At 67.4% G+C, this 26,291-nt stretch carries 25 protein-coding genes, 1 tRNA gene and 1 pseudogene; 14 read left to right on the top strand and 13 right to left on the bottom strand.

Annotation, left to right across the window (positions count from 1 at the left end; genetic code table 11):
- The first annotated feature begins 173 nt into the window (after window positions 1–173).
- Both A5696_RS05790 and A5696_RS05795 read left to right on the top strand, forming a co-directional pair.
- A complete protein-coding gene (locus A5696_RS05790) occupies window positions 174–1,229 on the top strand; it encodes a poly-gamma-glutamate hydrolase family protein (RefSeq protein ID WP_067874785.1) in 1,056 nt (351 codons plus the stop codon).
- Between the two features lie 24 nt (window positions 1,230–1,253).
- On the top strand, window positions 1,254–2,078 hold the full coding sequence (locus A5696_RS05795) for an LLM class F420-dependent oxidoreductase (protein ID WP_082968931.1): 825 nt from the start codon (window positions 1,254–1,256) through the stop codon (window positions 2,076–2,078).
- Between the two features lie 9 nt (window positions 2,079–2,087).
- Here A5696_RS05795 and A5696_RS05800 read toward each other — a convergent pair whose 3' ends face one another.
- Window positions 2,088–3,260 carry a CapA family protein gene (locus tag A5696_RS05800; RefSeq protein WP_067874791.1) on the bottom strand — a complete coding sequence of 391 codons (1,173 nt, stop codon included), beginning with the start codon at window positions 3,258–3,260 and terminating at the stop codon, window positions 2,088–2,090.
- 180 nt (window positions 3,261–3,440) lie between these two features.
- Between A5696_RS05800 and A5696_RS05805 the strand changes: the two genes are divergently transcribed.
- The 4 genes from A5696_RS05805 to A5696_RS05815 all read left to right on the top strand — a co-directional run bounded on the left by A5696_RS05805 (window position 3,441) and on the right by A5696_RS05815 (window position 6,315).
- Entirely contained in the window at window positions 3,441–4,778 is a 1,338-nt protein-coding gene (locus A5696_RS05805; protein WP_067874796.1) for a phosphoribosyltransferase family protein, read from the top strand.
- Between the two features lie 213 nt (window positions 4,779–4,991).
- Window positions 4,992–5,159 carry a hypothetical protein gene (locus A5696_RS27930; protein ID WP_197516899.1) on the top strand — a complete coding sequence of 56 codons (168 nt, stop codon included), beginning with the start codon at window positions 4,992–4,994 and terminating at the stop codon, window positions 5,157–5,159.
- Between the two features lie 233 nt (window positions 5,160–5,392).
- Entirely contained in the window at window positions 5,393–5,845 is a 453-nt protein-coding gene (locus A5696_RS05810) for a hypothetical protein (protein ID WP_156738271.1), read from the top strand.
- Complete coding sequence (locus A5696_RS05815; RefSeq protein ID WP_067874802.1) at window positions 5,842–6,315, top strand: DUF5709 domain-containing protein; 474 nt, start codon at window positions 5,842–5,844, stop codon at window positions 6,313–6,315. The genes A5696_RS05810 and A5696_RS05815 overlap by 4 nt, the downstream gene beginning before the upstream one ends.
- A 28-nt stretch (window positions 6,316–6,343) precedes the next feature.
- On the opposite strand, the gene A5696_RS05820 is transcribed toward A5696_RS05815, so the two are convergent.
- From A5696_RS05820 to polX, 4 genes are all read right to left on the bottom strand, one after another.
- Window positions 6,344–7,228: a universal stress protein gene (locus A5696_RS05820; RefSeq protein ID WP_067874805.1), complete on the bottom strand. Its 885-nt coding sequence runs from the start codon at window positions 7,226–7,228 to the stop codon at window positions 6,344–6,346.
- Window positions 7,229–7,235: 7 nt separating this feature from the next.
- Window positions 7,236–7,457 (bottom strand): hypothetical protein, encoded by a 222-nt coding sequence (locus A5696_RS27585; RefSeq protein WP_068279376.1) that lies wholly within the window; start codon window positions 7,455–7,457, stop codon window positions 7,236–7,238.
- A 13-nt stretch (window positions 7,458–7,470) separates the two neighbouring features.
- Window positions 7,471–7,824 carry an ANTAR domain-containing protein gene (locus A5696_RS05825; RefSeq protein WP_067874808.1) on the bottom strand — a complete coding sequence of 118 codons (354 nt, stop codon included), beginning with the start codon at window positions 7,822–7,824 and terminating at the stop codon, window positions 7,471–7,473.
- A 182-nt stretch (window positions 7,825–8,006) separates the two neighbouring features.
- Window positions 8,007–9,767, bottom strand: coding sequence for a DNA polymerase/3'-5' exonuclease PolX (gene polX / locus A5696_RS05830; protein ID WP_067874810.1), 1,761 nt, complete (start codon window positions 9,765–9,767; stop codon window positions 8,007–8,009).
- Between the two features lie 200 nt (window positions 9,768–9,967).
- Between polX and A5696_RS05835 the strand changes: the two genes are divergently transcribed.
- The 4 genes and pseudogenes from A5696_RS05835 to A5696_RS27935 all read left to right on the top strand — a co-directional run bounded on the left by A5696_RS05835 (window position 9,968) and on the right by A5696_RS27935 (window position 13,011).
- On the top strand, window positions 9,968–10,189 hold the full coding sequence (locus tag A5696_RS05835) for a hypothetical protein (RefSeq protein ID WP_067874813.1): 222 nt from the start codon (window positions 9,968–9,970) through the stop codon (window positions 10,187–10,189).
- Between the two features lie 42 nt (window positions 10,190–10,231).
- Window positions 10,232–11,791: pseudogene (locus A5696_RS05840) on the top strand (APC family permease); the annotation flags it as partial.
- 229 nt (window positions 11,792–12,020) lie between these two features.
- Window positions 12,021–12,093, top strand: a tRNA-Arg gene (locus A5696_RS05845).
- A 555-nt stretch (window positions 12,094–12,648) separates the two neighbouring features.
- Window positions 12,649–13,011 (top strand): hypothetical protein, encoded by a 363-nt coding sequence (locus A5696_RS27935; protein ID WP_156763164.1) that lies wholly within the window; start codon window positions 12,649–12,651, stop codon window positions 13,009–13,011.
- Between the two features lie 87 nt (window positions 13,012–13,098).
- Here the strand turns inward: A5696_RS27935 and A5696_RS05855 are convergent, their stop codons facing one another.
- Window positions 13,099–13,386, bottom strand: coding sequence for a hypothetical protein (locus A5696_RS05855; protein ID WP_067874819.1), 288 nt, complete (start codon window positions 13,384–13,386; stop codon window positions 13,099–13,101).
- 78 nt (window positions 13,387–13,464) lie between these two features.
- Window positions 13,465–14,970 carry a DUF4185 domain-containing protein gene (locus A5696_RS05860; RefSeq protein ID WP_082956565.1) on the bottom strand — a complete coding sequence of 502 codons (1,506 nt, stop codon included), beginning with the start codon at window positions 14,968–14,970 and terminating at the stop codon, window positions 13,465–13,467.
- A gap of 313 nt (window positions 14,971–15,283) precedes the next feature.
- On the opposite strand from A5696_RS05860, the gene A5696_RS05870 reads away from it, so the two are divergent.
- From A5696_RS05870 to A5696_RS05885, 4 genes are all read left to right on the top strand, one after another.
- A complete protein-coding gene (locus tag A5696_RS05870; RefSeq protein ID WP_067874824.1) occupies window positions 15,284–16,705 on the top strand; it encodes an MFS transporter in 1,422 nt (473 codons plus the stop codon).
- 229 nt (window positions 16,706–16,934) lie between these two features.
- Entirely contained in the window at window positions 16,935–18,161 is a 1,227-nt protein-coding gene (locus A5696_RS05875) for an acetyl-CoA acetyltransferase (protein WP_067874827.1), read from the top strand.
- A gap of 2 nt (window positions 18,162–18,163) precedes the next feature.
- Complete coding sequence (locus tag A5696_RS05880) at window positions 18,164–19,678, top strand: carotenoid oxygenase family protein (protein ID WP_067874829.1); 1,515 nt, start codon at window positions 18,164–18,166, stop codon at window positions 19,676–19,678.
- A gap of 2 nt (window positions 19,679–19,680) precedes the next feature.
- Window positions 19,681–20,163: a VOC family protein gene (locus tag A5696_RS05885; protein WP_067874832.1), complete on the top strand. Its 483-nt coding sequence runs from the start codon at window positions 19,681–19,683 to the stop codon at window positions 20,161–20,163.
- 4 nt (window positions 20,164–20,167) lie between these two features.
- Here the strand turns inward: A5696_RS05885 and A5696_RS05890 are convergent, their stop codons facing one another.
- The 6 genes from A5696_RS05890 to A5696_RS05915 form a co-directional block, all read right to left on the bottom strand.
- The gene (locus A5696_RS05890) at window positions 20,168–20,602 is read right to left on the bottom strand and encodes a hypothetical protein (RefSeq protein WP_067874835.1); all 435 of its coding nucleotides are present in this window, start codon (window positions 20,600–20,602) and stop codon (window positions 20,168–20,170) included.
- A gap of 10 nt (window positions 20,603–20,612) precedes the next feature.
- Window positions 20,613–21,395 carry a VOC family protein gene (locus A5696_RS05895; protein WP_067874838.1) on the bottom strand — a complete coding sequence of 261 codons (783 nt, stop codon included), beginning with the start codon at window positions 21,393–21,395 and terminating at the stop codon, window positions 20,613–20,615.
- A gap of 198 nt (window positions 21,396–21,593) precedes the next feature.
- Window positions 21,594–22,067 (bottom strand): SRPBCC family protein, encoded by a 474-nt coding sequence (locus A5696_RS05900; protein WP_067874841.1) that lies wholly within the window; start codon window positions 22,065–22,067, stop codon window positions 21,594–21,596.
- Window positions 22,068–22,070: 3 nt separating this feature from the next.
- The gene (locus A5696_RS05905; protein WP_067874844.1) at window positions 22,071–22,256 is read right to left on the bottom strand and encodes an antitoxin; all 186 of its coding nucleotides are present in this window, start codon (window positions 22,254–22,256) and stop codon (window positions 22,071–22,073) included.
- 34 nt (window positions 22,257–22,290) lie between these two features.
- Complete coding sequence (locus A5696_RS05910; RefSeq protein WP_067874847.1) at window positions 22,291–24,681, bottom strand: cation-translocating P-type ATPase; 2,391 nt, start codon at window positions 24,679–24,681, stop codon at window positions 22,291–22,293.
- On the bottom strand, window positions 24,678–26,270 hold the full coding sequence (locus A5696_RS05915) for a serine hydrolase (RefSeq protein ID WP_067874849.1): 1,593 nt from the start codon (window positions 26,268–26,270) through the stop codon (window positions 24,678–24,680). Before A5696_RS05915 ends, A5696_RS05910 begins: the two co-directional genes overlap by 4 nt.
- Between the last annotated feature and the right edge of the window lie 21 nt (window positions 26,271–26,291).

Raw genomic sequence — 26,291 nt, forward strand, 5'->3', positions numbered from 1 at the left:
GGCAAATCGGGCCGCCGCCCCCGGTATCGAGTGCGCCCGCCCCGATCATCCGGTGACCGGCACGTAGCGCGCGACCCCCCCGTGCGGCAGGATGAGGAGCGTCATCGTCGGTGGAAGGGCCCGTGGGAGTTAGCTTGCGTCACGACCTCAGCGCCGAGACGGTGCCGGACTAGATGCCGGCCCGCCGGCACCCCTATTTCGCATACGGGTCGAATCTGTGTGTCACGCAGATGGCGATGCGCTGCCCCGGGGCGGCGGATCCCCGGCCGGCGGTGCTGGCGGACCACGACTGGCTGATCAACCAGCGCGGCGTGGCAACCGTCGAGCCATTCGCCGGCGCCCAGGTGCACGGGGTGCTCTGGCAAATCTCCGACGACGATCTGGCGACGCTCGACGGCGCCGAGGGCGTGCCGGTGCGCTACCGGCGCGACCGGCTGACCGTCCATACGGGTCAGGGCCCGTCGCCGGCATGGGTCTACATCGACCACCGCGTGGATCCGGGCCCGCCCCGACCGGGATACCTGCCCCGGATCATCGACGGCGCCGTGCATCACGGGCTGCCGCAACGCTGGGTCGACTTTCTGCGCCGGTGGGATCCCGCCCGCTGGCCCCGACCGCTGACCGCGAAAACCCCGGCCCCGCAATCGCTTTCCGAAGTGTTGCGCGATCCGGGAGTGATCGAGGAGAGTCGGCTGCGATCGCGTTTCGGTTTTCTCGCCATCCACGGTGGCGGTCTGGAGGAGATGACCGACGTGATCGCCGAACGGGCCGCCGAGGCGGCCGGGGCGTCGGTGTACGTGCTGCGGCACCCCGACCGCTACCCGCACCACCTCCCGTCGGCGCTCTATGACCCCGCCGAGTCGCCGCGGCTGGCCGAGTTTCTCGACCACGTCGACGTCGCTGTCTCGCTGCACGGCTACGGGCGCATCGGGCGCGGCACCCAACTGCTCGCCGGGGGACGCAACCGCGCGCTGGCGGCCCACCTGGCCCGCCACGTCCGGCTGACCGGGTATCAGGTCGTCACCGACATCGACGACATCCCGCCGGAACTGCGGGGCCTGCATCCCCGCAACCCGGTCAACCGGGTACGCGACGGCGGGACGCAGCTGGAGCTGTCGGCCCGGGTCAGGGGGCTCAGTCCGCGCAGCCCGCTGCCCGGCGACGACGGCTTGTCGCCGGTCACCACCGCCCTGGTGCGCGGGCTGGCGGCCGCGGCCCGGTCCTGGTAAGTAGTTGGATCCGTCGAACGGAGGTTGTTGGTGGACAAGGATTTTCGATTCGGGTTGAGCATGCGCTTCTACAAGTCGCGCGCCGCACTGGTCGACAAGGTGAAGCGAGCGGAAGATCTCGGATACGACATCCTTTGCGTGCCAGACCATCTCGGCGCGGCCGCACCGTCGCCGACGCTGACCGCGGTCGCGATGGTGACAAGCAGGATCAAACTCAGCATGTACGTGCTCAACGCCGCGTTCTACAAGCCGGCCTTGCTCAGCCGCGACCTTCAGGCCCTGGACCTGCTCAGCGACGGCCGCCTCGAGATCGGGCTCGGCACTGGCTATGTCAAAGAGGAATTCGAGGCCGCCGAGCTGTCGTACCCCAGCGCCGGGGCCCGGGTCGACTACCTCGCGCACATGACGACCTACCTGAAGGAGCACCACCCGACCACGCCGATCCTCATCGCGGGCAACGGGGATCGGGTGCTGACCATCGCCGCTCGGCAAGCCGACATCATCGGGCTGACCGGCGCCCGGGTCCGAGACGTCGAAGACCCGCTGGCCGAACGCATCGGGTTCGTCCGCGCCGCGGCCGGCGACCGGTTCGAGCCGCTGGAGCTGAACATGGTGATCACGGCGATGCCGCGCGAAGGCGAGACCGAACCCGACTTGAGAATGACCCGCCAGTACGCACCCGACCTCTCCGAAGAGCAGTTGCTGTCGATGCCGTCGGTGCTCAGCGGGTCACCGCGCGAGATGGCCGACACGTTGTCCGGGCTCCGGGATAAGTACGGGCTGACCAGCTTCACCGTGCAGGACAACAACCTGGACGCCTTCGCGAAGGTCATCGCCGAGCTGCGCTGATTCGGGCTGTCAGCCCGCGCGACGATGCGTGTCACCGCGCGGTGTCACGACCTCCAGCAAGTCGTCGGACCGCGCCATGACACGGGTTCCGAACCTGCGGCTGGTGTGCTCGATGGTCTTGCGCAGCCACTCGGCTTCATCCTGGGACGCCAGTTCGAGGCGCATCCGCCGCACGCGCAGCGGGATCATCCGCAACGAAATCTTCTCCCCACCAACGGGATCGAAATCGGCCAGATACAGCAGCCTGAGGTCGCCGCGGAACGGCTCGTGCCCGCCGATGCCCTCGTAGTCGTCAATGACGTCACCGCAGCCATACAGGATCGGACTGCCGCGGTATATCTCGATCGGCCTGGGATGGTGCGAGGAATGTCCGTGCACGATGTCGATGCCGGCATCGATCAGCCGGTGCGCGAACGCGATTTCGCTCGGTGCCAGCGCGTAGCCCCAGTTGGAGCCCCAATGCACCGAGACGATCGCGACATCGCCCTCGCGCCTGCGCGCCAGCACCTCCGCGGCCACCTCATCGGCGACGTCCCGCAGCGACGGATCCCGGACCAGCCACACCCCGGGCCGGTCGTGGCGTGCGGCCCAGGATTCAGGGACGCCGGCCGACTTCATCGCCACCGAGCCGATCAGCGCCCGGTGTTCACCGTGAGCGTTGACCACCGCGTGGCGGCGTGCGGTGGCCAAGTCGATGCCCGCACCCACGCCCTGTATGCCCGCCGCGGTGAGCGCCGCCAGCGTGTCGGTCAACCCTTGATAGCCGAAGTCGAGGATGTGGTTGTTGGCCAGGGCGCACACGTCCGGCCGCAACACAGTCAGGGCCGGTGTGTTATCCGGGTGCATTCGGTAACAAACCGTTTTGTGCTCGGCGAATTCTCCGGCGGCGGTGATCGTCGTCTCGAGGTTGATCAGTCGGACGTCGGGCGCGGCGTCGTCGAGCAGCGCCAGCACCTCGCCCCAGGGCCACCGCCAATCCACCGGGCGCGGGATCGGCCCGTTCGTGCGCTCGGCCAGCCGGACGTATCCGCGCGCATCACGCAAATGCGGTTCACGTAACTCCGGGTCGCCCGGATGAGGCAGGATCTGATCGACGCCGCGCCCCAGCATGACGTCACCGCCCAGGAGCACCGTCACCGCACCGGAATTTCGCGGGGGACGCGACGACGCATCCGCCTCCATCGCGCCGACCCTAACCGGTCGGCGACCGCCGGTCAGGAGGCGTTGGTCCCGACCGGGAGTGGTCTTAAGGCCCTTCGGCGGACGGGCACGTCGCGCCACACTCGGGGCATGACGAAACTGGGCGACAGCGCTGATGGCAGGCGTCCGTTGGCCCGGCGGCTCGCATCGTTACGCGGCAGCATGAGGGTGTTCGATGATCGCGCCGACGCCGGCCGGCACCTGGCCGAACGCCTGAGCTCCTTACGCGGCAAGGACATTGTGGTGCTGGGCCTGCCGCGTGGCGGGGTGCCGGTCGCCTTCGAGGTCGCCAAGGCACTGCGGGCGCCGCTGGATGTTCTGGTGGTGCGCAAGTTGGGCGTGCCGTTTCAGCCCGAACTCGCGTTCGGCGCCATCGGCGAGGACGGGGTGCGGGTGACCAACGACTCCGTGGTGGCCGAAGCCGACCTGTCCGAGGAGGAGATGGCGCGGGTCGAAGCGGAGCAGCGCGCCGAGCTGGCGCGTCGCTCGGAACGCTTCCGCCGTGGCCACGACCGCATCCCCATTGCGGGACGGATCGCGGTGATCGTCGACGACGGAGTGGCGACCGGCGCCACCGCCAGGGCCGCCTGCGAGGTGGCGCGCGCGCAGGGCGCAAGCAGGGTGATGCTGGCGGTTCCCATCGGCGGGCGCGATATCTTCGCCAGATTCGACGGATACGCGGACGAGGTCGTCTGCCTCGAGACGCCCGCGTTTTTCTTCGCCGTCGGCCAGGGCTATTGCAACTTCACCCAGACCTCCGACGACGAAGTGATCGCGCTGCTTGACCGTGCGCGGGCGGGGTTTCGCGAAACCGAGGGCGCCGGCACACCTGCCGATCCGCCGCTTCGTGACGAGGAGGTCCGGGTGAGCGCCGGGCCGACGTTGCTGGCCGGACATCTGACGATCCCGGAACGACCGGTCGGTGTGGTGGTATTCGCTCACGGTAGTGGGAGCAGTCGCCATAGCCCCCGCAACCGCCACGTGGCCGAGGTTTTGAACGCGGCGGGCCTTGCCACCCTGCTGTTCGACCTGCTCACCCCGGACGAGGAACGCAACCGCGCCAACGTTTTTGACATCGAGCTGCTGGCGCGGCGGCTCGTGGACGTCACCGGATGGCTGGCCAGCCAGCCCGATACCGCGGCCCTGCCGGTCGGCTACTTCGGTGCCAGCACCGGGGCCGGTGCGGCACTGGTCGCGGCCGCCGATCCTCGCGCGGGGGTCGCGGCGGTGGTGTCCCGCGGCGGCAGGCCCGACCTGGCAGGCGCGGCGCTGACCAAAGTTGTGGCACCGACATTGTTGATCGTGGGCGGTCACGACGACGTGGTACTGGGATTGAATCGACAGGCCCAGGCCATGATGCGGGTCGAGTGCCAGCTGACCATCGTTCCCGGCGCCACCCACCTCTTCGAAGAGCCGGGAACGCTCGAGCGAGTCGCGGTGTTGGCCCGCGACTGGTTCATCGATCACCTAACCCGCGCGGCCGTGGGCGCGCAACCGTAACGCGGGGCACGAAAAGCCATGGAGCAAAGGTGCTATGGGGATGGAACCCGGTTGCCTGGTACGGACAGCGCCGTCCTCTGCGCGTCACCGCGACGCCGCACTCGCGCCTCCACAACCGGGCCTGCGGAAGCGATGCGCCGGAAGGGCCCCTTTGGCGACCGGGGAAGGCGCCGAGAACGATCACCGAGATAGCAAGGCCGGTAAGGGAGAACAATGGTCGTCGATCCAGAGTGCGCTCGCTGCAAGCAACCCATCGGGCCGGGATGGCTGTACCTGATCGCGCATCGCCGCGGCCAATCACAGGTGGCCGAAGACGACGCGGTCCTCATCCACCTGCCCGATGAATGCCCACGGCTCGGGGAGCATGTTCCCCGCAGCTAGCCGAATTTCGCGGCGATGGGTCAACTCCGTTGAAGAGCAACGTAATCAAGGCGCGATCGGAGAGTCAGTACATCACGATGCCGACCACGGCTAAACGCCGGCATCCGGCCATACGGCGGAAGCTCGATCGCACGAACCGGATCTCACCCAGCAACCACCGCACCGGAGAAGAAAACCAAGACATGACCTTCGGCCCTCGCGAACAGCGGCCCGACCGCACGACACTGCACATCATGACCGCACACGACGACACCGCCCAAACCTGGCGCGACGTGGCCGACCAGCTCACCGCCGAGCAGATCGCCCAGCTCGAGGGCCTGGAACGCGACGAACCGCAGACGTTGCTCGAAATGGCGCGACAGTGGGCGGCCAAGAACATGACAACTGGGATGCCATTCGGCGATGTCGCGCCGCCCGACGGAGCGGTGCGGACGTTCGACTGGCAGCTTGACAGCACTTGGTTCCGCGACTTCGAGGGCACCGCGCGCCGCGGCGGGCCGGCCCGCGTTCAAATCTGCGGCCGACAGCAGGCCGACGGCTCCACGCGGCGGTGGATCGCCGTGCATACCCGCCACCTGGCGGCGCTGGATCCACCGTCGGCCCGCGAGCTGGCGGCCGCGCTGAGCGAGGCGGCCGACGAGATGGAGCGCCTCAGTGGCCGACACAACCCGGGGAGCAACTCATGAGCACCCACTACGGCACCGGCCCGGCGCCCGGCGAGTACAGCGGGGAGGACGACAACCAGCTGCAGCCCGAGGACACCTTGATCGACCGCGGCATGGACGACATCCTCGACGAGGGCTATTCGCCGCCCGAGCGACCGTATGGACGCGGCGCCTTCGGCCCGTCCGAAACCATGGACCAGCTGCTCGCCGAGGAAGAGCCAGATCCGGCATCGCGAATCGACGTCTTGCTCGATGAGACCGAGCAGCAGTGCTCCGACGAATCCGAGCGCGAAACCGAGTTTCCCGAGCGCGGTGAAGTGGGCCGCGCGCGAGCAGGCCGACTTGTGGCCCCGGACCTGGGATTTGGCGAAGACTCCGAGGCGGAGTTGGTCGCTGAGGACGTCGGGATCAGCGGGGGCGCAGCATCTGCGGAGGAGGCTGCGGTGCACATCATCGACGACGAGGTTCCCTTCCTCGAAGACGAGGAATAGCTAACCTGTTGGTCCGCCAGGCAACGCATTAGTCCCCGCGGGCGACGATCACCGGGATACGGGCAGCGTGTGCCACGGCATTGCTCACCGAACCGAGCGACATTCCGGCGAATCCGCCCCGGCCATGACTGCCGACCACGACAAGTTGGGCAGACTCGGATTCCTCGAGGAGATGGCGGGCCGGGCGGTCGAGCACCAGCCGGCGGTGAACGGTGACGTCGGGATAGCGTTCCTGCCATCCGGCCAGGCGTTCTGACAGGATTTCCGCTGCCCTCGATTGCAGGGCCGACCATTCCTTGCTCAGCACACCCGAGGTGTCCGAGTCCGTCCAGGCGTGGACGGCCACGAGGTCCACACCGCGAAAAGAGGCCTCGTCGAAGGCAATTGCGGTGGCCAGGTCCGACGCCCTGGACCCGTCGACTCCGACCAACACCGGTAACTGCGAGGACCCCAGCGGGATGGGGGCCTCCGCGTGGATCACGGCGACCGGGCAGTGGGCATGTTGGATCAATCCGGTGCTGACCGAGCCGAGCAAGATCCGCTCCGGCGCGTCTTGTCCGCGGCACCCGACCACCACCATGTACGCCTCTTCAGACAGTTCGATCAGGGTGGGGACGGGTGCCGCGCACACCAGTTTGCTGTCGATCTCAGGTCGATTGTTCTCCCGCGCACCGTCTTCGGCGGCTCGAATCGCATCGGCGATGACCCTGCGAGCCCGTTCTTTGTGCTGCCGGGAGAGGGCAGCCGGAAGGGGGACGCCGGGCCGGACGACGAGTGGGCTTGTGACATGGACGACGGTCAGTCCGACCCCGTGCATGGTTGCTTGGTGTGCGGCCCACTTTGCGGCGGTCGTCGACGACGGGGATCCGTCGACTCCGACTATGACACCCGAGTGTGTGCTGCGACCAGGCATTGGATCGTCACCAATTTGGTCGGTAGGGGCCGCCCAGCGACGCCATGTCGTCAATGAAAGAACGTTGTGGTGCAAGCGAATTGAATTGCATGATCGGCCAGAAGGCGCTATCGGCCGACGCCGCCTCCCCTCCGTGGACCGAAACCGACAGCTTCTCGATGTCATCGTCGACTGGACGAGCTTGCTCAGCGATGTCAGCGTCGGCGGCTTGCGAAGTCGGCTCGGTCACGGCACAGATCCCATCAGTTCGGCTTGAGCGTCGGATGCGTTGCCTTCACCGGCGGCTGTTGCGCCCGGTCGCAGTCACAGTCGTTACTCGTTCTGCTCGCCAACAAGGCGCCCCAAGCTAGGTCAACGACCTCGATGAGCGCGGCATCCAAGTCGGAGGTCGGATAATTCTCGGCGATCGCCACGAGCGCATCGGCCAACTCCAGGGGGGCCACGCTGTGCCGTTTGGCCGTCTGCACAATGTCGGCGAACGCCTCGTCGAGGCTGCAGTGGCGCAGGGCAACCAGCACGCCTTCGGCGGCGCCAAGACTGCGCTGGCCGCTGCGGCGAGGATCCCTGCGGTGATCGGTGTCTACCTGCGGCTTCACCGTACGATCCCTTCTGCGGTGGTTGCGGAGCTGACCAGTACTGAGCAGTGGCTACGGTTAAATGTGCCGTGGTCACAACTTCGTGGCCATGCAGGCGATTTTTCGACGGCGTGCAGCCGACCGGTAGGGACCGAAGTCCCATCCCCGGTGGTCGTTCGTCGCCGCCGAGCTTTCCCGCCTGCTCAATGACGCCGGGAAGCGGCGCGGCGGTGTGCGGTGGACAGGCGGCGTCCCTTTGCCAGGAACGCGCGGAGCCGGTCGAGTGGCCAGGAGTTGATCACCTCGCCGGGCGATACCCAGCCGCGCTGGGCCACGGCGACACCGTAACGGATGTAGTCCAGGTGCGGGACCGCGTGGGCGTCGGTATCGATCGCGAAGACAACGCCATACTCGCGGGCACGACGCACGAGTTCGTCGTTGAGATCCAGCCGGTCGGGAAAAGCGTTGATTTCCAGGGCGGTATGGGTGCGTGCGGCCGCCGCGAACACCGCATCGACATCGAAGTCGATCGGCGGACGCCGGGCCACAACGCGGGTGGTCGGATGGCCGATGATGTTGACGTAAGGGTGTTCGATCGCGGCGACCAGGCGCCGGGTCATCTCCTCGGGGCTCTGGTCGAAATCGGAGTGCACCGAGGCAACCAGGACGTCGAAGCCGGCCAAGAAGTCGTCGTCCCAGTCCACTGAACCGTCGGCGGCTATGTTGAGTTCCGAGCCGTGCAACAACTCGATGCCATGTCGACGGGACAGCTCGGGCAGCTTACCGCGTTGTTGGAGCGCCTTTTCGGGCGTCATCCGTTGCATCGCCAGCTGGGTGGCGTGGTCGGTGATGGCGCAGTAGCGATAACCGCGCCGGGAGGCGGCGCCGACCATGTCGTCCAGGCTGGCGATGCCGTCGGTGAGATTGGTGTGCACGTGCAGGTCGCCAACGATGTCGTCCACCTCCACCAGGTCGGGAAGATGGCCGGCCAGCGCGGCTTCGACTTCGCCGCGGTCTTCGCGCAAAACCGGAGGGATCCAGGGCAGCCCGAGCTTGCCGTAGATGTCGGCTTCGTCCTTCGACGCCAAGAGCTTGTTGGTGTCGGCCCGAAACAGCCCGTACTCGGACAATTTGAGCCCGGCCCGGACAGCCAATTCGCGGATGCGGATGTTGTGGGCTTTCGACCCGGTGAAATATTGCAGCGCCGCGCCCCAGACCTTCTCAGGCACCACCCGCAGGTCCACCTGGATGCCCTTCGTAGTCACCACCGAAGACTTCGTCGGACCGTGGGCCAGCACGCGATCGACCAACGGCATCGCGCAGAAGTCGTCCATGACCGACACCGGGTCCTCGTCGGCGGCCACCAACAGGTCGATGTCGCCGACCGTGTCGCGCATCCGCCGCAAGGATCCCGCGTAGTCGACCCGGCTGACGCGGGGCAGCGCGGCAAGGCGCGCGACCAGATCCTCGGCGATGTCCAGAGCGATCGCCAGCGGCATGCGCCCGCCGACCTCCTGCATCTGGCGGATCGCGCGCGCCAGGTTGCGTTCGCTGGTCTCGCCCCAGCCCTTCAGGTTGCGCAGCTGCTCATCGTGCAACGCGTTGAGTAGCTCGGGCATCGACGAAATGCCCAGCTCCACGTACACCTGATGAGCCCGCTTGGGCCCCAGCCCGGGGATTCCCAGCAGCGTGCGCAGCCCGGCCGGCAACTGCGCGTGTAGCTCCTCGAGGGCGGAGATGCGGCCTGTCTGCCTCAGCTCGAGCAGCTTTTCGGCGGTGTGCGCACCGACCGCCGGGATCGCCATCAAACCTTTGCGGTCAAGAGTGTCCAGATCGATGGGGTGGCCCGCGACCGAGCGGGCCGCCTTCTCGTACGCGCGTACCCGATAGGGGTCGCCTCCGGAGATGGCGATCAGATCGGCCAATTCCTGCAGGGCCTCGGCCGCAACGTCATTCGAACGCATGAAACATCCCGCCAAACCAAGCCGTGCACCTGTTGTCGACTAGATACAGGATGAAGCGCAGCACGGCTGCTGGTCAGCAGGCTAAAGACCCTATTGTTGGGACTCCTGACCACGGAACCGGAGGACCTCCGACTCCCCAGTTCGCGGTCGCAGCGGTAGCCTCAAGAATTCGATCGGCCCGATCCGGAGGACTGTTCAGCATGCAGATGTGGATCCAAATTGACGGCCACGACGAAGATGACGAATATCCGGACGGCGCCACCTATGAAGTGCTCACGGGCGGCGTCTTAAAGGTCAGCAGCGGCAAGGATATTCACCTCTACAGTCCGGCGTACTGGCAAGAGGTCACGATCGACACCCGCGCCGCGGGCGAGCGAGCCGAACCAGCCCAACAGGTTGACGAAGATCTCAGATGGCAGTGATCGCCACGGCGCCACGTTAAGCGCGGCGAACATTCCGGCGCAATGAGCAACGGTGAGGTCGCGATCGGTCCGGGCAGCGAGGCCGCGACCGTCGAGAGCAAAGGCCTCAGGGGCGGCGCGCTCGGCCTTCTCTCGAGCGTCGTGGTCGGCTTGGCGTCCATGGCACCGGCCTACAGCCTTGCCGCGACATCGGGTCTCATCGTAGCGAGCGGCGGTGGGCTGCTCGCCGGCGTCAAAGCCCCTGCGATCGTTCTCATTTCATTCATCCCGATGTACTTGGTCGCCGTCGCCTACCGGGAATTGAACAGGGCCGAACCGGACTGTGGCACCACGTTCACGTGGGCATCGCGGGCATTTGGACCCATCGCCGGATGGCTCGGCGGTTGGGGGATCATAGCCGCGCAAGTAATTGCGATGGCGAACCTGGCCGAGGTCTCCGCGTCGTACTCGTTCAGGTTCGCCAGCAACCTCGGCTGGCATTCGGTCGCGGATCTGGCCAACAACAAGTTCTGGTCGACGGTGATAGGCGTCTTCTGGACTGTCGTGATGACCTATGTTTGCTATCGCGGCATCGAGGTCTCGGCCGGGCTGCTGTACGCTCTGCTATCCACTCAAATCGTGGTGCTGAGTGTCTTTTCGGTGGTTGCGCTGGTCAAGTCGTATACCCATAACGCCCAGGCCTTTTCGCTGCATCCGTCGCTGTCGTGGTTCTGGCCGGGCGGTCTTGATGTCGAGAAGACCATCGCCCCAGCGGTTCTCATGGCGATCTTCATGTATTGGGGCTTCGACACCGCTGTGGCATGCAACGAGGAGTCCGACGACCCCAGCCGCACGCCGGGCCGGGCCGCCATCATCTCGACTTTCCTGCTGCTGGCGACCTACGCCCTGGTGACCGTGTCGGCGGTCGCGTTCGCCGGTGTCGGGACGCGGGGTATCGGGCTGGGCAACCCGCACAACTCGAAAGACATCTTCGCATCCATCGGTTCCGAATTGTTCGGCAAAGGCGTCCTCGGGACGACTGCACCGCTGTTGCTGGCGGCGTCGATCCTCACGTCCGCCCTCGCGTCGACACAGACGACGATCTTGCAGACCGCGCGCACCACCTTGTCGATGGGGCTGTACAAAGCGCTACCTGACTCCTTCGCGAAGACTCACTCTCGCTACCTCACGCCGACCACGTCCACAATCGCGGTCGGCGTGGTGTCCATCCTCTGCTACATCCTCTTCACGCTCATCAGCGAGAACCTGCTTGCCGCGCTGGTCGGATCGGTCGGGTTGATGATCGCGTTCTACTACGGGCTTACCGGGTTTGCGTGCGCCTGGTACTACCGCAACACCCTTACCGGATCGGTCCGGGACTTTGTGATGCGCGGCGTCGTTCCGTTGCTGGGTGGCGTGGGCCTGCTGATTGTGCTGATCTACGGGCTAATCCAGTATGCCAAGCCCGGGTGGCTGACCGACGACGACGGCAACAACATCACCATCCTCGGGTTCGGCGCCGTCGCGGCGATCGGCATCGGCGCACTGGTGCTCGGATTGATTCTGATGGTGCTCTGGTGGGCGATAGCCCCGGGTTTCTTCCGGGGCCGCACCATGACGCGCGTCCGCACCGGAGCGGATGCCGGTGGGGACGTCGTTCGACCGGCAGGCCCATGACGACGAGGCTCGCCGTAGCCGGTCCCGGAGGCCGCGCGTCACGCGGTTACCGCCACGCCCGCTACACTCATACCCGCAGATCACCACGACCGGACCTCGAGCCCGCAACCGCACCACGACCCGCGCCCAAGGCCTCGACCCGCTAGGTTTAGTCAGGTACTCAAAGGCGTCCCTCGCCCTCGTAGCTCAGGGGATAGAGCACGGCTCTCCTAAAGCCGGTGTCGCAGGTTCGAATCCTGCCGGGGGCACTCTTGTCATGTATGACCTCGGCTGATGCGTGACAGTTCGTCTTCGGCTGATGGGTGACAGTGTTTCGGCTGATGCGTGACAGTGGTTTCGGTTGATCCGCGACACTCCTGGAATGAGGGAGTTAAGCGTGGCTGAGCAGCGGTATCAGGCCGTAATGGCGGTGATTGGTGACGGGTTGTTCGGCTTCGGCTGATGCTTGACAGGTACTTCGGCTGACGCTTGACACTCACTAGATGCCGAGTTGCGCGTGGCCGCGCAGAGCTCAGGCAGTGATGCAGTGCGGCCCCGGAAACAAGCACTCGGCTCGGGAGTCAAAGCGCGCTTTTGCGCCTGCAGGCGGCGGTGCCGTCAGCCCAAGTCGCGAGTCCACGACGGCAGCTCCCTGATGCAGAATTTGGCTGACTCCAGGGATGCGTTGACTGGCCTTTCGCACGAATTCGGCAACCTCCGATGCCCGCGGGCGAATTGATACTGCCGCACGGCTTTAGAACGGAAACACCCTTCAATGCCGTGCACCGCTAGAGTCAATCCGTCAGTCAACGAAAGGCGCGGCCATGTCTGACAACGAGAACCCCGCTGAAGCCCACTGGGATGATCCCCAATCGCTCGCCGAAGAAGCATTCCACGCCAGTCAGCGAGCGCAGCATGCACGGCGAGATGCGCAGGCGGCCCAGCGATCTGCAGCCGATAGTTTGGACGCCTCCGCGGACAGTCACGACCGAACTGCTAAGGCATACGAGGAATCTGCTGAGCAAAACGAACGTCGGCGGGATGAATACGGGCGCCACGCGGCTCAACACCGCAAGTACGCTCAGGAAGACCGCTGCATTGCCCAGCGGCTGCGCCAAATGGCAGAAAATGACTTCGTGGGCCGCCCTCCCCCTGCCTCCTCGAGCGGTGAGGAGTCATCCACGTAACTGCGCCCCGCCTCCGCGCAGGGCGCTAGCTGCTCATCTGGTGTGTTAGCTCGGCTCATGCTTGACACGCTCGCATGAGGGCGCGAGTCACCCGCCGGCCGAGTCCGCCGCCGCCATCAACGCCCTGGCCAACTTCCGGGCTTGGGGCAACGTCATGACCGGGGTATCGGGACAGTCGATGATGATCTCGCGCAACGCGCGGCCGTCCGCGTACTGCACACCGATGACGGACACCACGATGTCGACGCGTCCCGCATCGCCGGTGGCGTGCTTGATTCGCCACTCGGGGCCGTCGAATGCCCGGAAGCCGACCCCGAAGTCTTCCCATTCACCGACGCGGGTCGCGCGGGCGGGTGGTGCAAGGTTGGGTTTCATGGCTCGATCGTCTGCGGGATGCCGCCGGCGGGCACGAGTAGTGCACTACTTCACTCGGATTGCGTACGCCGCAAACGGCTACGGCAACACGGTGTGCATCAGCATCACGTCGTATGCCGACCACAGCGACAGGTTGAAGTACAGGTCCCTGCCCGACGACCAGGGGTGGATCATCGGCGCGTAGATGCCACCCGGCATCGAGAACGCCGACACCAGCGGCTGCTCCCCGCTCCACGGTCCCGTCGGCGTGGGCGCGGTCCGCGCCACCACGTCGTTGCTGCCGCCGTTGGTGTACAGCACCAGATACTGCTTGAGGTAGCTGTTGTACTGGGCCGACATCTCGCCGACCGGGCCGGGCCACAGCGGCGTTGCCGCACCGGGATTGGCCGCGACCCAGTGCCCGCCGTTGTCGCCGTTCCAGTACTGGTACTTGCTCAGGTCGGGCAGGTAGTTCGGGGGAACCCGCGCCAGAAATGCCGCACCGCCGCGGCCCGACGGCGTCCCGAACTGGTACAGGTAGCCGTCGTTGCCCTTCATGAACGCGCCCATCTGGAAGTTCTCGTTGCCGGGCGTGAACCCCATCCCGGGGATCGCGTCGGCCGAGGCCGTGCGGATGGTGCTCGGGAAGATCCCCCAGTTCTGGCCGTTGTCAACGGATCTCGCGATCGCCGAGTAGTTGGTACTCCATTCCCCGTCGCGGCCCCACTGCCTGATGGACATGTAGCTCATGTACTGGGTTCGCCCGAGGGAGATGGCGGCGGTCGGGATGATGCCCGTCTCGTGCGTCGCCTTGTGGATGGTATTGACGACCTGCTTGGAAAGCCCGGTGGTCCACACCGGCGAGCCGGAGTAGCGGTCGTTGGGCACACCCTCGGCGATGTGAATTCCGTGCGACAGGTCGCGGTCGGAACTGCGGAACAGCACGTTGTATCGCCACTGCTGGCCGTGCACCTTGCAATAGCCGAAGGTGTCACCGAACGCCATCAGGACCTGACGGTTGGCGGGATCGCCGTTGTCCCAAGCGATCCCGAGGTCGGTACCGGAGATGCCGAAGCGCTGCAGGGTCTTATTGGGCCCGTCCGTTCCGGTCACCCAGTCGACCAGCGACGTCGGTGCCCCCGCGATGTTGGCGGGAGGCGGCGGCGCCGGTTGCTGGGCCGGCTGGGGTGCGGGCTGCGGCTGAACGGGTGCCGCGTTGGGCTGCAGCTGGTTGGCGTTCGGCGGCTGCGGCATGCCCGGCGGCTGCGGATTGGGTCCGGGCGGCGGAACGACGCCCGCCTGGGGTTGGATCGGCGCGGAGTAACGCTGGCCCCCCGCTCCCGGCCTCATGAAAGAACTGATCAGCGGGCCCAACTTGGGCAAGGGCGCCTGGTCGTTCGTGTGCGAGGGCCTGCGCCCCGTCGGCGGTTGGACGACCGGCTGGGGCGCGGGCATCGCCGGCGGCGCGGCCGGGGGGTCGACGTTGGCTTCCGGCGCGCTGCAGGGTGTGGCGTTCGCCGACGGCGCAGGACCTATCGCCACGAAGAAACCGACGGCGGTCACCGACGCCACCGATAGCGATAGGACTCGGGGAATCGCCGTCAAAGTCGTACCTTTCCAGGGGCGGGGCCGTCGCATTGACGTCCGCGGTTGGCTCATGTGACGATAGTGATTCGCGTGGCTCGTGTGACCAGTGATCTGCCGATAGGTATGCATCCGTGACCGTGTCGCAACGCATCGGTTTCCGGCCGAGGCGCCTGCGCTTGTCGCTGCAAGGCGGACACAACGGCACATCCCCGGGATCACGTCGACACTCTCGAGCCCGAGGGGCGGAGCCCGCCGAGCCGCGGTACGCTGCCCACCGCCAGCACACCCCGGTCGGCGCCCCGCGCGGGCGCTCCACCAAGGAGGCCATCCGGTGAGTGTCCCTGATCAGTTGCAGCCGGATCCGTTCCAGCGGCCCGGGTTTCTTCGGCGGGTGGTCGCAGCGTCCATGGCCGGCACCGTCGTCGAATGGTACGAGTTCTTCCTCTACGGCACGGCGGCCACGCTGGTGTTCAGCAAGGTGTTCTTCCCGCGCGGGGGCAACGAGCTCGACGCCATCCTCGCCGCCTTCGTGACCTACGCCGTCGGCTTCGCCGCCCGCCCGCTCGGCGGGCTCGTCTTCGGCCACTTCGGGGACCGGTACGGGCGCAAGAAGCTGCTGCAGTTCAGCCTGCTGTTGGTCGGCGCCGTGACCGTCCTGATGGGCTGCCTGCCGACCTTCGCGCAGATCGGCTACTGGGCCCCCGCGCTGTTGGTGGTGCTGCGCTTCTTCCAGGGCTTCGCGGTGGGCGGCGAATGGGGCGGCGCGGTGCTGCTCGTCGCCGAGCACAGCCCGAAGGACAGCCGCGGTTTCTGGGCGAGCTGGCCGCAGGCGGCGGTGCCCGTCGGCAACATGCTGGCCACCGTCGTGCTGCTGGCTCTGACCTCGACGCTGTCGGACGCGGCGTTTTTGAGCTGGGGCTGGCGCGTCGCGTTCTGGTTGTCCGCGGTCGTCGTCCTGATCGGCTACTACATCCGCACGAAGGTGACGGACGCACCCATCTTCCTGGCGGCCCAGCAGGAAGCCGAGCGCTCCAAGACCACCCGGCTCGGTGCCCTCGAGGTGTTAAGGCGTTACCCGCGTGGCGTTTTCACCGCCATGGGCTTGCGCTTCGGTGAGAACACCATGTACTACCTCGTGGTCACCTTTTCCATCACCTACCTGAAGGTGCAGGTGCACGCCAACACCAAGGTCATCCTGTGGTGGCTGCTGGCCGCCCACGCCGTACACTTCGTGGTCATTCCACTGGTCGGCCGTCTCAGCGACCGATTCGGCAGGCGCCCAATCTATTTCATCGGCGCCCTCTGCGCCTGCACCTGGGGCTTCTTCGCCTTCCCGATGATGGACAGCCGGCGCAACGCGGTCATCATGGCGGCGATCGTCATCGGTCTGGTGTTCCACGGCCTCATGTACGCGGTCCAGCCGGCGGCCATGGCGGAGATGTTCCCGACCCGGATGCGCTACTCGGGGGTGTCGCTGGGCTACCAGGTCACCTCGATCGTGGCCGGCTCGCTGGCACCGATCATCGCGGTTCGGCTGCTCGAAACGTACAAGTCTTCGGTGCCGATCTCGTGGTACCTGGCGGCCACCGCGGCGGTGAGCGCGGTCGCCGCCCTGGCCGCGCGCGAGACCAAAGGCATCGACCTGGCGGCCGTCGACCTCGCCGACGCCGAGGCCCTCCGCGGACGCGCGGCCACCCCCGCCGCGGAATCGGATGGACCGGAGCCGACCGCGCTCGTCGAAGGCCCGGTTTAGCGCTGGCGGCGCCCTGAACAGCGCAAAGCCGAATCCACCGAGATCAGCACGCATTCTCGGGTCGGCGGCCGCGTTGATTCCCAATGTTTGTCAACCCCGCCGCGCGGTAATGATGCAAAAGAGGCGTGCGCGTCGGCCGGCCTTCGCGCCCGTCTAGGTCCCGTCGGTTCAGCCCGAGAGCCGACGGGGCCGCCCTCATTCAGGGGGCCGGCGGAGTAGCGTTCCGCGTATGGACGGCTCGACGGGCGTGTGGATACTGGGCGGCTGCCAAAGCGATTTCGCCCGCAACCTCACCAGGGAAGGCGGCGACTTCGCGTCGTTGACCGCCGAGATCGTCGACGGCACGCTCTCCGCCGCGAAGATAGACGCCACGGATATCGGCGTCGTCCACGTCGGCAACGCCTTCGGCGAGATGTTCGCAAGCCAGGGCCACCTCGGGGCGATGCCGGCCACCGTCTGCGACCAACTCTGGGACACCCCGGCGTCGCGGCACGAGGCCGCCTGCGCGTCGGGCAGCGTGGCGGCGCTGTCGGCCATGGCCGATCTGCGGTCGGGCGCCTACGACACCGCGCTGGTGGTGGGGATCGAACTAGAGAAAACGGTGCCCGGCGACACCGCCGCCCAACACCTCGGCGCCGCGGCGTGGACCGGACACGAGGGCGACGGCGCCCGCTACCTGTGGCCGTCGATGTTCGCCCAGATCGCCGACGAGTACGACCGGCGCTACGGCCTGGACGACGCGCACCTGCGGGCCATCGCGCAGCTCAACTTCGCCAACGCGCGGCGCAACCCCAACGCACAGACGCGCGCGTGGACGGTGCCCGACCCGATCACCGACGACGACGCGACCAATCCGGTGACCGAGGGCAGGCTGCGCCGGTTCGACTGCAGCCAGATGACCGACGGCGGCGCCGGAGTGGTGTTGGTGAGCGACGCGTACCTGCGCGACCACCCGGCGGCGCGCCCGATCGGCCGCATCGACGGCTGGGGGCACCGCACCGTCGGCCTGGGTCTGCGGCAGAAACTGGATCGGGCTGCGGACGATGCGTATGTGCTGCCCCACGTGCGCGCCGCCGTCCTCGACGCGTTGCGCCGCGCGCGGTTGACCCTCGACGGCGTCGACGGGTTCGAGGTGCACGACTGCTTCACGCCCAGCGAGTACCTGGCGATCGACCACATCGGGTTGACCGGCCCGGGCGAGTCGTGGAAGGCCATCGAAAACGGCGAGCTCGAGATCGGCGGCCGGCTGCCGATCAATCCCAGCGGCGGACTGATCGGCGGCGGCCACCCCGTCGGGGCGTCGGGGGTGCGGATGCTGCTCGACGCGGCCAAGCAGGTCAGCGGCGCGGCCGGCGACTACCAGGTCGAGGACGCGAAGGTTTTCGGCACCCTGAACTTCGGCGGTAGCACCGCCACCACCGTCAGCTTCGTCGTGAGCGCAACCGAAGGTTGGTGACCATGGATGTCGAGATCGTCGGCAAGTTCCTCTCGACCCTGCCCGAAGACGACGACCACCCCTACCGGACGGGACCGTGGCGGCCCCAGACCACCGAGTGGGACGCCCAAGACCTCACCGCGGTGGACGGTGAAATCCCCCGCGACCTGGACGGCGTCTACCTGCGCAACACCGAGAACCCGTTGCACCCGGCGCTGAAGACGTATCATCCCTTCGACGGCGACGGCATGCTGCACGTGGTCGGCTTCCGCGACGGAAAGGCGTTCTACCGCAACCGGTTTGTGCGCACCGACGGATTCCTGGCGGAGAACGAGGCCGGCGAACCGCTGTGGCCGGGCCTGGCCGAAGCGGTGCAACTGGCCCGACGGGAGGACGGCTGGGGCGCGCGGACGCGGATGAAGGACGCGTCGAGCACCGACGTGATCGTCCACCGCGGCATCGCGCTGACCAGCTTCTACCAGTGCGGCGACCTGTACCGGCTCGACCCGTACTCGGCCGACACGCTCGGCAAGGAGACCTGGAATGGGCGCTTCCCCAACGACTGGGGCGTGTCGGCGCATCCCAAGGTGGACGCCAAAACCTGCGAGCTGCTGTTCTTCAACTACAGCAAGCAAGAGCCCTTCATGCGCTACGGCGTGGTCGACGACAGCGACGAGCTGGTCCACTACGTCGACGTCCCGCTGCCCGGGCCGCGGCTGCCCCACGACATGGCGTTCACCGAAAACTACGTGATCCTCAACGATTTCCCGTTGTTCTGGGATCCGCGGCTGCTCGAGCACGACGTGCACCTGCCGCGCTTCTATCCCGACATTCCGTCGCGCTTCGCCGTGCTGCCGCGGCGGGGCGGCACCGGCGACATCCGCTGGTTCGAGGCCGACCCGACGTTCGTGCTGCACTTCGTCAACGCCTACGAGGAGGGCGATGAGATCGTGCTCGACGGCTTCTTCGAGGGCGACCCGCAGCCGCTCGACACCGGGGGAACCAAGTGGGAGAGGCTCTTTCGGTTCCTGGCGCTGGATCGCCTGCAGGCCCGGCTGCACCGGTGGCGCCTCAACCTGGTCACCGGCGCGGTGACCGAGGAGCGGCTGTCGGAGTCCATCACCGAGTTCGGCACCATCAATCCCGACTACGCCGCGCGGGCCTACCGGTACACCTACGCCGCCACGGGCAAGCCGGGCTGGTTCCTGTTCGACGGCCTGGTCCGCCACGACGTGGTCACCGGCGGCGAGGAACGCATCGCGTTCGGCGACGGTGTCTACGGCAGCGAAACCGCGATGGCGCCGCGCCTCGGCGCGACCGGCGAGGACGACGGCTACCTGGTCACCCTGACCACCGACATGAACGCCGACGCCTCGTACTGCCTCATTTTCGACGCCGCCCGCATCGCCGACGGCCCGGTGTGCAAACTTCAACTGCCGGAACGCATTTCCAGCGGCACACATTCGACCTGGGCGCCGGGTGATCAGCTGCGGCGCTGGCATACCGCGGAGTCGGCGGCAAGCGGGCTGGGGCTGTGACGATGTATCCCGAATCCAACCATCGGGCAACGCACTGGCCCCCGCATTTGGCGCCGCTCGGCGCCATCCGCTTCGCCCGCCGCTCCTCGAATTTCGAAGAGACGGTGCGCTTTTACCGTGAGCTGGTGGGCCTGCCGCTGTACGAGACGTTCGAGGCCAGCTTCGGCAGCAACGGCGCCATCTTCGGCCTGCCCAGCTGGAACCTGACGCTGGAGGTCGTCGAGTCGGTCGACCCCGTCGCGGTGGACGACCACGAACAGCTGTGCCTGTATTTCCCCGACCGGCAGGCTCAGCAAGCCGCGATCGCGCGCCTGCATGGCGCGGGAGTGCCGCCCGTCGAACAGCATCCGTACTGGGAGGCGACCGGTGCGGCCACCTATCGCGACCCCGATGGCCGCGAAGTGGTGTTCGCGCCGTTCGTGTTCGGCGTCAACGAGCCCGCGGACAGCACCGGCTCGGGTAAGCACGAGTTTCCCTCGGCGTGAGACCTCACCGGCCCTGTCGGCCGGACGCCAGCGCCGCGATCACCGCGGCGGCCGAGCACACCACCGCGCAGACGGCGCCGACGGCGCCGACGTAGAGCCCGTACTCGGCCGCCACCGGCGGGTTGACGTTGAGCTTGTAATACCACACCGTGAGGGCCGCGATGAGCAGCGAAATGACAAGCGCGGCAACAGAAGCGGCCCTCACGGACAGGCCGCGGCCCACCATGGCGCCGGCCACCAACAGGGTCGATGCGAGCAACACGATCAGCTGCCCCGCCCCGAATCCCCTCGGCAGTTCCAGGTTGCCGTGGGTGCCGCCGATCGCGTTGGCCCAGCCACCGCCATTGACCGCGGTGGTGAGCCACGGCATCCAGGTGCTGGCCGAAATGAGCAGGGCGAAAAACGCCACCAGCCAACCAGGGCGCAGCCGGCGAGTCATGGTTGCGAGATTAGCCGACGTCACTCTCCAGCGATGACAGGTTGAAGATGACGCCCGTCGGGTCGGTCGCAGCGGCCAACCGGCCGTAGGGGGTGTCCTCGGCGGCCTGCACCACCGCGCCACCGTTGTCGGCGATCACCCGCAGCGTCTTGTCGACATCCTCGGCGCCGAAGAAAATCGTCCAGTTCGACCCGACGCCGTCCGGCAGGCAGCGCGCGCCGTCCATCACGCCGAGCAATTGCTGGTCACCGAACCAGGCCGTGATGTAACGGAATTCGTCGGTATCGGAAACTTTTTCGGTGCGCCATCCGAACACCTCACGGTAGAAATCGACGGCGGCGCCGAAGTCACGGGTGGTCAGCTGGTGCCACACCGGGGAGCCGGCCTCGCCGATCATCTCGAAGCCGCGGTGCTCCAGCGGCTGCCAAAGCCCGAAGAGCGCGCCCGACGGGTCGGTCACCAGGCCCATGTGGCCCTTGGCCGGTATCTCCATCGGTCCCATGCACGCCGCGCCACCCGCCCCGGTCGCCGCGGACATGGTCGCGTCGATGTCGGCGGTGTGGAAGTAGGTGGCCCAGTTGTCCGGCGAGCCGAATTCGGGCCGGTTGGCCATCAGGCCGGCGACCTGGTGGCCGTCCCTGGCGGCGGTGACGTATCCGCCGTACTCGGGCCCGGCGGATTCGAACGTCCAGCCGAAGACCGTGCCGTAGAAGTCCTGGGCGCGGTCGATGTCCGATGTCGTCAAATCGATCCAGCAGGGCGCGCCCAGCGGCGCGCCGTCACGGATGGGCACGATGACCTCTCCTCATGTGTCGTGTGTCCTGGCCCCGTCAGCGGGGTTCGCACATATCGACTGGCGCCGACGCGAAAACTCATCGGCCGAGGGGTCAGCGGCGGGCACCCGGCCACCGCGACACATAAACGCCTGCGACGAAACGCCGAGACCGCTCGCGAGGAATTATGTCTCGCGTGGGGGCGGGTCGGCGGCAGGTCAACGACGAACGCCGCCGTGCCCGTTCATGCCCGGGTCGGGCCGCGTGAACACCCTGACGAAGTTCTCCAGCGACTGGTTGATGTCGCTGCGCAGCGCCGCGGCGACGATCATCCCGATCGGCCCGAACAGCGCCGGGCCGCCGAGGTGCACGTCGAATCCGACGATGGAGCCGTCGTCGGTGGGCCGCACTTTGGCCATCAGCTTGACCTTGACGCCACCGACGCCGTCGCCGTTGAGCGTCATGCCTTCCGGTGGCTTGTAGCGCACGACCGTCCACTTGATCCGGTTGTACATGCCCTTGACCTCGACGATCGACTCGACGACCGTCCCCTTGTCGATGTCGTCGGGCAGCATGCTGCGCCACACCCGATGGATGGTCAGCCAGTCCTTGTACCGGGACAGGTCGGAGGCGTGCTTCCAGGCCACCTCGGGAGGCAGCGGCACGTCGATGGATCCGGATAGTTTCGCCATAGTTCAGTTCTGCGGCTCGTTGTTAGCGGAGTCGGCGGCCTTCTTGGCCTCGTCGGCCACCTTGTGGATGGTGTCGGAGTACTTGCCCTGCGTCTTGTCGTCGACGAACTCACCGGCCTTGTCGATCGCCATCTCGACCTTGTCCGCGTTCTGCGACAACAGGTCCTTCGCCTTGTCCAGGAATCCCATCTTGTGCCCCTTCCCCGAGGATCCGCCGGGAATTTTACTTGGCGGCCATCGCCGGCTCGCGCCACAACCGCGGCTGCACGCCCAGCATCCTGGCCCGCGTCCACCACATCGCCTCGATGGCAGCGGCGCCCAGCACACCGATCCCCAGCGCCGTCGACGTCACCACCGGGTTCGACGGGTCGAGCAGGAATTTCTGCTGCGCCAGCGGGGTGCTGAAGAGCACCACGTACGCCAGCGCCGAGGAGGCGACCAGCGCCACCCGCCACCACTGGTAGGGACGCGCCGCGACCGCGAGCACCCACAGCGCGCTCACCAGCAACGTGATCAGCGCCGCGGTCGAGGCCTGGTCCTGCTGCTGGAACGTGGCGTGGCGCCCGTGGTAGGCCACCAGGTAGGAGGCGAACGTGGCGGCGCCGACGACCAGCCCGGCCGGCAGGGCGGAGCTCAACACCCGGCGCACGAACCCCGGGTAGGCGCGTTCATTGTTGGGCGCCAGCGACAGGATGAACGACGGGATCCCGATGGTGAACCACGCCGCGATCGTGACGTGGATCGGCTGGAACGGGTACAGCAGCGGGTCGACGTGCAGGGGCCGGGCGAAGAGGCACTCGATGCCCACCAGCAGCGCCAGCAGCACCGAGTACACGGTCTTGGTCAAAAACAGGGTGGCCACTCGCTCGATGTTGCCGATCACCCGCCGGCCCTCGCCGACCACGTACGGCAGTGTGGCGAACCTGTTGTCCAGCAAGACGATCTGCGCCACCGCGCGCGATGCCGGGCTGCCGGCGCCCATCGCGACGCCGATGTCGGCATCCTTGAGGGCCAGCACGTCGTTGACGCCGTCGCCTGTCATCGCGACGGCGTGGCCATGCGATCGCAGCGCGCGCACGATCGCGCGCTTCTGGTCGGGCCGCACGCGGCCGAACGTGGTGTGGCTGTCCAGCGTGTCGGCCAATTCGGCCGGATCGGCCGGCAATTCCCGGGCATCCATCGTGTCGCCACGCAGCCCGAGCTCGGCCGCCACGGCGCCGACCGACACCGCGTTGTCACCGGAGATCACCTTGACCGAAACACCCTGGGCCGCAAAGTAGTCCAGCGTCTCGCGGGCGTCCGGGCGGACCTTCTGCTCGAGCACCACCAGCGCGACGGGCGTGACGCGACCCGGCGCGGCCGGGTCGTCGACAGCCACCTCGCTGCACCCCAGCAGCAGGACCCGCAACCCCCGGGCCCCGATCCGCTCCGCCCGTTCGGCTTCCGGCGACGCCGGATCCAGCAGCACGTCCGGCGCGCCGATGATCCAGTTGCCGTGATCGCCGAACGACACCCCGCTCCACTTGGTGGCCGACTTGAAAGGCGCTGTGGCGGTTGGCGTCCAGCCCGGCGGGCGGTCGTAGGCGGCGGCGACGGCCTGCATGCTCGCGTTGGGGCGTGGGTCGGCCGCCGCCAGCGCCGCCAGCGCGTCGGCGATCGCCTCGGATCGCGCGCCGATCGCAGATACCTCGGTAATCCGCATGCCGGTTTCGGTCAGGGTGCCGGTCTTGTCCGCACAGACCACGTCGACGCGGGCCAGGCCCTCGATGGCGGGCAATTCCTGCACCAGGCATTGGCGTTGGCCCAGCCGGATCACCCCGACCGCGAACGCGACCGACGTCAGCAGAACGAGTCCTTCGGGCACCATGGGCACCAGCGCGCCGACGGTCCGCAGCACGGACCGGCGCCATCCCGCGTGCGTGGTGAAGAACTGGGTGTAGATCGTCAGCAGACCGGCCGGCACCAACAAATAGGTGACGAACTGCAGAATGCGGTTGATCCCATTGCGCAGTTCGGATTTCACCAGGGTGAACTTCCTGGCCTCCTCGGCCAGCCGGGCCGCGTACGCCTCCGCGCCGACCTTCGTCGCCCGATAGGCCCCGACGCCGGTGACGACGAAGCTGCCCGACATCACCGCATCGCCCGGGACCTTGGTGAGCGGATCCGCCTCGCCGGTCAGCAGCGACTCGTCGACCTCGAGGTTCTCCCCCTCGACGATCGCGCCGTCGACGACGACCTGATCGCCGGGACCGAGCTCGATGACGTCGTCGAGCACGACCTCACCGGGCCGCAGCGTTCGAGCGCCGGATTGCCTGCGCACCAACGGTTTGGCCTGACCGACGATCGCGAGCTTGTCCAGCGTCTGCTTGGCGCGGATCTCCTGCACCATGCCGATGACGCTGTTGGCGACGATCAGCAGCCCGAACAGGCCGTTGATCACCGAGCCCGTCGCCAGCACGATCACCAGCAGCACGCCCAGGATCGCGTTGATCCGGGTGAAGACGTTGGCCCGGACGATCGCCGCCACGCTGCGCGTGGCGCGCTCCGGGACGGCGTTGCTCTGGCCCCCGGCTACCCGCTGCGCCACCTCGGCATCGGTCAGGCCCGCGATCATCGGGTGAAGGTTCCCAGCTTGTCCGAGTCGAAGTACTCCAGGTTCAGCGTAGGCGCCGGCGCACGAGAAAATGTAGCTTTGGAAATCGTTCCCGGTGGGGCGTTTTCGTCCGTCACGGGGAAGGTGAACGTGTCACCGTCCCAGTGCGTCAACGCGAACGTCCGATTCTTCGGCCCCAGCGACAGCTGCAGCGCGCCGTCGCGTTCGGTCACGACGGCCGGGCCCCAGTAGTCACTGGCGTAGACGCCGGCGTAGTCGCTCAGCGGTCGGGCCGGCGCCGGGTTGGCCGGCGGCCGTTTGCCCACCAGCGAGCCTTCCGGGTTGTTCATCCAGCCCATCACCTGCTTGTACTGCTCGGCCCAGTTCTCCCGAATCTGGCCGTACTGGACCAGATCCATGAACTCCGCGGTCAGCGTCTCGGGCACGCCGATCGGCGCGGCGTCGGTGAGCGCGATGATGCCCAGGTCCTCGGACGGCATCACCACGAAGTTCGTCGCCGCACCCAACGAGAAGGCGCCGGAGTGGCTGTATTCCGTGCGGCCCGAGGAGGTCACCGACACGTTGAAGCCGTACCCGTAAAAGCCGGAGCGCGCCCTGGGTGTGGTGGCGGGCACGGAGACGACCTGCGCGGTGGTGGCGGGGAGCAGCGCTTCCGGCGAGGCGATGCGCCGGCCCTGGTAACTTCCGTTGCCCAGCAACATGATCAGCCAGCGTGCCATGTCGTTGACCGACGAGCTCACGCCGCCCGCGGCCGACTGGGGATCCGGATCGCGCTGGAAGCGCGGCTCCCACTTGTCGCCGACCTTGACGTGGTTGACGGCGTGGTCCGGCCTGGCCGCGAAGTCGGCGAAGCGCGAACTCGTGGCCGCCATGCCCAGGGGGCGGTACAGCGCCTCGTCGCAGAGGTCCTCCCACGGCTTGCCCGCCGCGGCCGCCACCGCCTCGGCGGCGGCCGTCACACCGAAGTTGGTGTAGGCGTAGCTGTTTCGAAAGGGTGCCAACGGCAGATATTTCAGGCGCTCGAGCGCCTGCCGGCGGTCGTAGCCCAGATCCTCCAGCTTGTCCCCGGCGTGGTCGGGCAACCCGGAGCGATGCGAATACAGGTCGGCGATCGTCGCGTGGGCGGTGACGTACGGGTCGCTCAGCGCGAACCATGGCAGCTTCGAGACCACGGGCGTGTCCCAGCTGACGACGTTGCCGCTGACCTCGCGGGCCACCACCGTCGCGCCGACCGACTTCGACACCGACGCCAACTGGAAGACGGTGTCCGCGCCGACCTTGTTGTCCGGCGCGTCACCCTTGCTCGCATCCCGGACCCCGAAGCCCTTGGCGTACAGGGTCTTCCCGCCGTGAACAATGGCCACGGCCATCCCGGGGATGCCGGTGCTCTTCATCAGGTCGCCGACCAGGCCGTCGACCTTGGCGACGGCGTCGTCGATGCGGCCGGCGGGAATCTCGACGCCCGACACCTCGTTGGGCGGCGCGCCGGACGGGACGGGCGGCGGGCCGGACGCCGGTGGCGCGGACCGGCATCCCGTCAACGCGAGGAGGCCCAGCACCACCGCGGCCGCCGCCGCGCGTTTTGTCATGGCGGAACTCTAGCGTGACAG

The sequence above is a fragment of the Mycobacterium sp. E2699 genome, from assembly GCF_001666745.1.
Lineage (GTDB): Bacteria > Actinomycetota > Actinomycetes > Mycobacteriales > Mycobacteriaceae > Mycobacterium.

Coding starts and splice junctions, on each gene's coding strand:
- A5696_RS05835 (WP_067874813.1), top strand. CDS start 9,968: ATGCAGATGTGGATCCAAATTGACGGCCACGACGAAGATGACGAATAT.
- polX (WP_067874810.1), bottom strand. CDS start 9,767: ATGCGTTCGAATGACGTTGCGGCCGAGGCCCTGCAGGAATTGGCCGAT.
- A5696_RS05805 (WP_067874796.1), top strand. CDS start 3,441: ATGAGGGTGTTCGATGATCGCGCCGACGCCGGCCGGCACCTGGCCGAA.
- A5696_RS05915 (WP_067874849.1), bottom strand. CDS start 26,270: ATGACAAAACGCGCGGCGGCGGCCGCGGTGGTGCTGGGCCTCCTCGCG.
- A5696_RS05810 (WP_156738271.1), top strand. CDS start 5,393: ATGACCGCACACGACGACACCGCCCAAACCTGGCGCGACGTGGCCGAC.
- A5696_RS05905 (WP_067874844.1), bottom strand. CDS start 22,256: ATGGGATTCCTGGACAAGGCGAAGGACCTGTTGTCGCAGAACGCGGAC.
- A5696_RS05800 (WP_067874791.1), bottom strand. CDS start 3,260: ATGGAGGCGGATGCGTCGTCGCGTCCCCCGCGAAATTCCGGTGCGGTG.
- A5696_RS05880 (WP_067874829.1), top strand. CDS start 18,164: ATGGATGTCGAGATCGTCGGCAAGTTCCTCTCGACCCTGCCCGAAGAC.
- A5696_RS05890 (WP_067874835.1), bottom strand. CDS start 20,602: ATGACTCGCCGGCTGCGCCCTGGTTGGCTGGTGGCGTTTTTCGCCCTG.
- A5696_RS27930 (WP_197516899.1), top strand. CDS start 4,992: ATGGTCGTCGATCCAGAGTGCGCTCGCTGCAAGCAACCCATCGGGCCG.
- A5696_RS27935 (WP_156763164.1), top strand. CDS start 12,649: ATGTCTGACAACGAGAACCCCGCTGAAGCCCACTGGGATGATCCCCAA.
- A5696_RS05875 (WP_067874827.1), top strand. CDS start 16,935: ATGGACGGCTCGACGGGCGTGTGGATACTGGGCGGCTGCCAAAGCGAT.
- A5696_RS05790 (WP_067874785.1), top strand. CDS start 174: ATGCCGGCCCGCCGGCACCCCTATTTCGCATACGGGTCGAATCTGTGT.
- A5696_RS05900 (WP_067874841.1), bottom strand. CDS start 22,067: ATGGCGAAACTATCCGGATCCATCGACGTGCCGCTGCCTCCCGAGGTG.
- A5696_RS05885 (WP_067874832.1), top strand. CDS start 19,681: ATGTATCCCGAATCCAACCATCGGGCAACGCACTGGCCCCCGCATTTG.
- A5696_RS05855 (WP_067874819.1), bottom strand. CDS start 13,386: ATGAAACCCAACCTTGCACCACCCGCCCGCGCGACCCGCGTCGGTGAA.
- A5696_RS05820 (WP_067874805.1), bottom strand. CDS start 7,228: ATGCCTGGTCGCAGCACACACTCGGGTGTCATAGTCGGAGTCGACGGA.
- A5696_RS05815 (WP_067874802.1), top strand. CDS start 5,842: ATGAGCACCCACTACGGCACCGGCCCGGCGCCCGGCGAGTACAGCGGG.
- A5696_RS05910 (WP_067874847.1), bottom strand. CDS start 24,681: ATGATCGCGGGCCTGACCGATGCCGAGGTGGCGCAGCGGGTAGCCGGG.